6 protein-coding genes are annotated in these 6,549 nt (G+C 55.7%); 5 read left to right on the forward strand and 1 reads right to left on the reverse strand.

Annotated elements, in window-relative coordinates; all coding sequences use genetic code 11:
* Positions 1 to 513: 513 nt before the first annotated feature.
* The gene (locus NHH03_RS19115) at positions 514 to 1,953 is read left to right on the forward strand and encodes an integron integrase (protein ID WP_253158616.1); all 1,440 of its coding nucleotides are present in this window, start codon (positions 514 to 516) and stop codon (positions 1,951 to 1,953) included.
* Positions 1,954 to 2,429: 476 nt separating this feature from the next.
* On the opposite strand, the gene NHH03_RS19120 is transcribed toward NHH03_RS19115, so the two are convergent.
* A complete protein-coding gene (locus NHH03_RS19120; RefSeq protein WP_253158618.1) occupies positions 2,430 to 3,566 on the reverse strand; it encodes a ParB N-terminal domain-containing protein in 1,137 nt (378 codons plus the stop codon).
* 159 nt (positions 3,567 to 3,725) lie between these two features.
* On the opposite strand from NHH03_RS19120, the gene NHH03_RS19125 reads away from it, so the two are divergent.
* From NHH03_RS19125 to NHH03_RS19140, 4 genes are all read left to right on the forward strand, one after another.
* A complete protein-coding gene (locus NHH03_RS19125) occupies positions 3,726 to 4,094 on the forward strand; it encodes a hypothetical protein (protein ID WP_253158620.1) in 369 nt (122 codons plus the stop codon).
* Positions 4,091 to 4,279 (forward strand): DUF2997 domain-containing protein, encoded by a 189-nt coding sequence (locus tag NHH03_RS19130; RefSeq protein ID WP_253158622.1) that lies wholly within the window; start codon positions 4,091 to 4,093, stop codon positions 4,277 to 4,279. Before NHH03_RS19125 ends, NHH03_RS19130 begins: the two co-directional genes overlap by 4 nt.
* A gap of 76 nt (positions 4,280 to 4,355) precedes the next feature.
* On the forward strand, positions 4,356 to 5,846 hold the full coding sequence (locus tag NHH03_RS19135) for an AAA family ATPase (protein ID WP_253158624.1): 1,491 nt from the start codon (positions 4,356 to 4,358) through the stop codon (positions 5,844 to 5,846).
* Positions 5,847 to 5,916: 70 nt separating this feature from the next.
* Positions 5,917 to 6,549, forward strand: a 633-nt coding sequence (locus tag NHH03_RS19140) for a hypothetical protein (RefSeq protein WP_253158112.1), incomplete at its 3' end; no start/stop codon positions are given.

The following is a 6,549-nucleotide window of genomic DNA, read 5'->3' on the forward strand; positions in this document are numbered from 1 at the left end:
GCTGAGTCTCATCCTCGTAACTTGTTTATCGGCGGTTGGACCGGTGAGAATAGGCTTTGGTGGGTGTTCTCACTGAAAGCACCTTCGGTACGCCGGGTGGTTGCCCGGTTGGGATGACCTATTCTCACGGGTCGCGAGGGGTGTTCTCACCGATCGGTGAGATTGTAGCGGAACCCTATTCTCGCCTGTTGTGGCTGGCGGAGCAAGTTTTTTAATTTGGCGAACTCTCGACAGACAGTTCGAGCCTGACGATGGCAGTCAGCGGCAGCTAGATGCGTCGATGCAAACGCTATCAATTCAAATGAGAGGTTGTTTGTGGGGCTTTGGTTCGCTTTGGGGGTGGACAGCCCATTTCCTATCGTGCAAGAATTCGTGTACCGGGTTCGTTCACCCGGGTCCAGCAGGAATGCGGGGTCAGATGGCGTATCGAATTTGCGCCTTTGAGTACTGCTAGCAGTCGTAGGCGACGCTGATTTTCAGGCGTCGTCGTGGCTGTCACCGGGAGGGCTGGAAATGGCGTTTTTCGAACGTTCGAATCGGCAGGATCGTGAAGCCAAGTGGGCCACCATTTGGTTCAAACAATTCGCCGTCTTTCATCAGCGTGCGGCTGATCCGCAGTGGAGCTTCACTGCCGAAGAGGTGATCGTGTTTTCCAAACATAAACGCGACAACGGCATGCCGGCCTGGAAGCGTCAGAGCATGGTCGAGGGATTGATCAACTATCGCCAACGGGTTCAACGAGAAGCGGCGGATGATCTGCAGCCGATTCGTCGCAAGTTGGGCGAGATTGCCGCTTGGGAGCGTGCCAAGTCGGACGGTGTCGAAGACATTGAGGAAGTCGTTGGCACGATCAATCCGAGGGAGCCGGACGTGATCCAAGAGATGCGTCGCAAGTTGCGTTTGATGGGCAAGCAATACTCGACCGAGCGGGCTTATGTTGGCAAGGTCCGGGCATTCATGAGTGCGCGGGGACTGAAGACGCTGGACGATTTTGCGAACATTGACGGCGGGGATGTTGAATCGCACCTGACGGATCTTGCGGTGGACGGGAACGTCGCCCCGTCGACTCAAAATCAGGCTTTCCACGCGCTATTGTTCCTATTCGAGCATGTTCTCAATCGTGACATCGGCCGGATTCAAGCGATTCGGGCATCCAAGGGAAAACAAATTCCAACGGTGATGAGCGTCAACGAGATCGAGTCGATCTTTGGCAATCTGCGTGGCGTGTATTTAGTCATCGCCAAGCTGTTGTATGGATGTGGGTTGCGGATCAGTGAGGCGTTGCGGTTGCGAGTGAAAGACATCGACTTTGATAACCTGTTGATTGAGATTCATCAATCCAAGGGTGGCAAGAGCCGAATCGTTCCGCTGCCGAAAGATTTGGTCGAGCCGCTTCGGCGCGTGTTGAAGTCGCGCCGAGTTTTGTATGACTATGACGTTGCTGATGGAGTGGCATCGGTCTGGTTGCCGCATGCGTTGGCCAGGAAGTACCCGTCGGCGGCGGTCGAGTGGCGTTGGCAATTTGTGTTTGCGTCTCACAAGCTTTCTCGCGATCCACGGACGCGGGCGATTCATCGCCACCATCTGCATCGTGACACGTTTCCCAATCGTTTACGTATCGCGGTTGAATCAGCAGAAGTTGACAAGGCGGTCACATCACACACGTTTCGCCATTCTTTTGCGACGCATCTGTTACACCAGGGAACGGATATCCGAACCATTCAAGAGTTGTTGGGGCACAGTGACGTGGCGACAACGATGATTTACACCCATGTCGTCAATCGCGATGACATCACGGTGGTCAGTCCGCTGGATCGGTTGCAGACAGGGTCGCAGGCCAAAGATCCGCCGGAGTCGGATGCCAGTAATCGGGCATTGGTGGAAAGTGGTGCGACCAGTGGAGTCGAAGTGTTATGGAGGTGGTTGTCTGGTCGGATCTTGGGGAGGGCTTAGGCGATCGGGAAGAAGTCGATTTGTCGCTTGGTTGATGGAGGCTTTGTCGCTGAGGGGGGCAGATTTGTGGATTGGGCAATTGACTGTGTCGCCCGCTGGGCTTTTGGGAGGGATGGATGGTGTCCGTGGCCTGACGGCCACGGCAGGGGTTATGTCGGCCTCCGGCCTGTCATTGAAGGCCTGTGGTCGGTTGCTTGAGGGACACGGTGGTGGTTGTGCTGGAATACCAGCCGACGGTTCCGGTCGTGTTCAATCAAATTCGTGTCATCTGCTTGATTGGTGATCAGTCTGTTTCGTTGTTGCCCTGGACCAACTGATACGCTGAAGCCTCGGCTTCGAGATCGTGCTGCAGCCAGCTTTACTGCAACATTGAAGGACAAGTGCCCGCCAGAATGGAGCGACCGACGTCCTTCAATTCCACTCTTCGACCGCAGATCTTGCTGGCGGCGGTCTCCAATTCGATAGGCTCTAGATGATCACTTTGTTCCGAAGAATTTCTTCAGGTAGGCGGATCCTGCGTCGGCGTCTATGAAGCGTTTGCTGAAGGAAGCTGCGGGGGTCAGCAACAACAGGTTCCAATAGGCAACGCCGTCTTTGAATCGACGTGGCGACAAGATAGCCGTACGGTCACCTTGGTGATATTGGGTCAAACCGCCTGGCAATTCGACTGTCGAATGATTCTCACCCTGCTCGTCGCCGGCGGGTGAATCGGATGCCCGCGACAAATCATCGATATCATCCTGTCCCTGTTCCAACGAGGCATCTTCACGGTTGCGCTCATCGGACGGGTACATTTGGATTACGGCGGGTACAGGGTCACGAAGTTTTTGGTCGCGACCACCAGCCTGTTGCGTCCGATTCGGTTGGCAATCGCTTTTATCACGTGGCATTTTCAGCGCCCTTTCACAGGCGCGCAGTGTCATTTCTCCGCGGATTGCTTTCTGGGCAAGTTCCGGATCACTGTTGGAGACGGTTGTCAATCGACGGACCGCCGAGAGAGTTGCGCCAGCCATCCGTATTGCTGCTGATTGAATGCTCTCACCCTTGTTGATGTGAAACCGTTGCCGATCGCCAATGTCAATTTTGAAGTCTTTTTTCAGTGGCTGATTCCCCAACAGCTTGCCGTTGTTGGTTGGGTGTGAGGCTTTGTAGCATCGCTTGACGCGTGCTTCGATCTGCATTGCAATCCAGGCGTACGCAGCAGGGTTGTATTCTCGCTGCGTGATATCGGCCAAAACATGCTCCAGTGAGCTTTCCGGGTCAATCGTGCGAAATTCCGGTGCAATATCGAGCATGGAACAGGCAATCAGGCGATGCCGACCGTTGAGCAAACTTCCCTCGGAATCGAGGTCGATCGGATTGATTTGCCCTGCCGCCGTCATCGACTGACAGAGTTCGCGGATTCGCTGCGGTGAATTGAGCGGCATGATCTGGCAGCTCGGTGACACCGATTTCACTGCCGGATAGTTCGGGATGATTTCCTCTAACGTTGGAATTGGCAATTCTGCGGCCGAAACATCGATGGATTCGTGTTGGACTTTCTGATTCTTGTTCATCGGACTGTGTGAGAAAGAGTGGGAAAAAAGTGTCAGATGAAAGTAGATCAACAACATGAAAATGCTCCAAAAACGCGTGGATGTGCCGATCGGTCGGCGACCGGAGCGGAACAACTGAGCCGCTGAGCTTCATTTCGATCCAAATCGCGCTACGTAGAGATGACGGCGGTACTTCGCCCCCGTGTCATTCATTTCTCTTACGTAGGGAGAAGTTCGATGTCGCATATCGTCGAGATTCAAACCCAAGTTCGCGACGCTGCTGCGGTGCGGGCTGGATGCGACCGCTTAGGACTCGAAGCGCCCCAGCAGGGCCAATTCAATCTCTTTCGTCAGCAGGTCACAGGGCTCGCTGTCCGGTTGAACCAGTGGCGTTATCCGGTTGTTTTCAATCTGGAAACCGGCCTCTCGCAGTACGACAACTTTGAGGGACACTGGGGCCCCAAGGCTCGACTGGACGAGTTCATGCAGGCCTACGCGATCGAGAAATCCAAGCTGGAAGCTCGCCGCAAAGGTTTTTTAGTGCACGAGCAACGTTTGGAAAACGGCAGTGTCAAATTGACCGTTGATGTCGGAGGTGGCGCATGAAAACCATCGTGATCATGATCGCCCCGGACGGCCAAAGTCGACTGGAAACCAATGGCTACATCGGCAGTGGCTGTCGTCAGGCGAGTCGCTTTCTGGAAGAGGCTCTCGGGCAGACCACAAGCGAACAGCGCAAAGACGTGTTCCACCAAGTGGCGACAGAACAGCAGCAGCGAGCCAGCGAATAGTCGGCTGGCTGCTTTGTACGCGTGATCGCTTGGTGCGAACACAGACACCTACCCGTTCCTTTTTTGGAGAAACATCATGTCGCTCTCGAAGCGATTGGAGGAGTACGTCCGCGCGTGCTTCTCCGGCATCTGGATTAGCTCCCATGAGCATGTCGACGCGATCCTAGAAATATCCCAGCTTTGTCAGCGAGAGAACTGGCAGTTGGCAACGTGGAATATCGCGTCGGGGCTTTGCTGTGCGGGGCAACCGGTCGAGCAGGAAGCCAACGATCCGTTGGCAGCAGTGCAGGCGGCCGGAGCAATGGCAGCCGGTGATGAGACCACTGTGTTTGTGCTGGAAAACTTTCATCGGTTCCTACAGTCTGCGGAGATCGTGCAGGCGATCGCCCGTCAGGTGATTTCTGGAAAACAATCACGAGTGATCTTGGTCATCTTGTCACCGGTGCTGCAGCTTCCCGCCGAGTTGGAAAAGCTGTTTGTGGTGATCGACCACGAATTGCCGACCCGTGAGCAATTGCGAGAGATTGCGACGGCCGTGGCGACCGAACCGGATGAGATTCCCGACGGAGAATCATTCGAAAGGGCGTTGGACGCAGCGACCGGGTTGACTCGGTTCGAGGCGGAGAATGCGTTTGCGTTGTCTCTGGTTCGCCAGCAACGACTGGACGCCAAGACGTTGTGGCAACAGAAGTCTCAAATGTTGATCAAAGCGGGAACCTTGCAACTCTATCGTGGAGACGCAGATTTCGATTCACTGGGAGGGCTTTCCGCTCTGAAGGCCTTTACCCGCCGCGCCCTGCGCCAATCCAGTCGAGACAACGCGTTGATTCGTCCTCGTGGCGTCTTGCTGTTGTCGCCCCCAGGGTGTGGCAAGAGCGAATTTTGCAAAGCCCTCGGCCGCGAGGTTGGTCGCCCGGTCCTGCAGCTCGATATTGGCAGCCTGATGGGATCGCTGGTCGGCCAGTCAGAGGAGCGCACCCGTCAAGCATTGCAGGTTGTTGACGCGATGGCGGCCTGCATTTTAGTGATCGATGAAGCCGACAAAGCGTTTGCCGGTGTGGGCGGTTCTGGGGCCAACGATAGCGGTGTTTCATCGCGAATGTTTGGCACTTTCCTGAGCTGGCTGAACGACCACGAGTCCGATGTGTTTGTCGTCTGCACCAGCAATGATGCTTCGCGGTTGCCACCTGAGTTCAGTCGGAGCGAACGGTTTGACGGGGTCTTCTTTGTCGACCTGCCAGGCCGGGAACAGAAAGATGCGATTTGGACGCTCTACCTGGAACTGTTTTCGTTGGATACCAACCAGCGAAGGCCTGCAGATGAGAATTGGACGGGCGCTGAAATCCGATCCTGTTGCCGTCTGGCGGCATTGCTGGATGTACCGGTGATCCAAGCGGCGAACAACGTCGTGCCCGTAGCAGTGACGTCAGCTGAATCGATCGAAGGCCTGCGGCGCTGGGCGTCGGGCCGCTGCTTGGATGCCGATCGGTCTGGCACCTATCAATATCAATCCCCGCGTCGGTCGACTCGGCGGAAGGTCTCGCGTAGCGAACCTTCAGAAAACTAGACGACGAATGTGACCGCCGGCTTGGTGGTTCAAATTCGTTTCCCCTTTAACCCATTAGGAATCACAATCGATGCCACAGACACTCGATGATGCCCCCGCCGTGGCGACCGACCATGGCGGCAGACTGCGGACGACGATGGCCGCCATGCGGTTGTCGTTCACGTGGTTTGGAACCCGTAAGTCTCTGTCGTCTGAACAGAAAGCGCAAGCGGCGGACACGTTTCATGCCGAAGGCAAATACATCAGCGCCGGGAAAAAGTTGATCGACACCGGCGATGCCAACTTTCGCGCGGTCACCTCGGTGCGAACCCAGGCGACCTCCTTTTTCAAAGGCACCACGCTGCCGTTCCCGGAACCAGGAATACGGCTCGTCCCCCAAGCCTCGCTGGATCAGATCAATCACCGGATGCAGGGCTTTTGCCAGGAACTGGCGGATGCCGTCAGGATCCTCGATGGTCGCTTTGGGGAGCTGAAGTACGAAGCCCGCGATCGTCTGGGGGATTTGTACTGCGAAAGCGACTACCCCCACACTCTGGAGGGTTTGTTCGAGATTGGCTGGGATTTCCCCAGCGTCGAGCCGCCCGATTATCTGCGCAGACTCAATCCGGATCTCTATCGACAAGAATGTGAGCGAGTCAAAGGCCGATTCGACGAAGCCGTGCAGCTGGCTGAAGCCGCGTTCATGGACGAGCTGAATCGGATG

The organism is Stieleria tagensis, from assembly GCF_024129865.1.
In the GTDB taxonomy this organism is placed as follows: domain Bacteria; phylum Planctomycetota; class Planctomycetia; order Pirellulales; family Pirellulaceae; genus Stieleria; species Stieleria tagensis.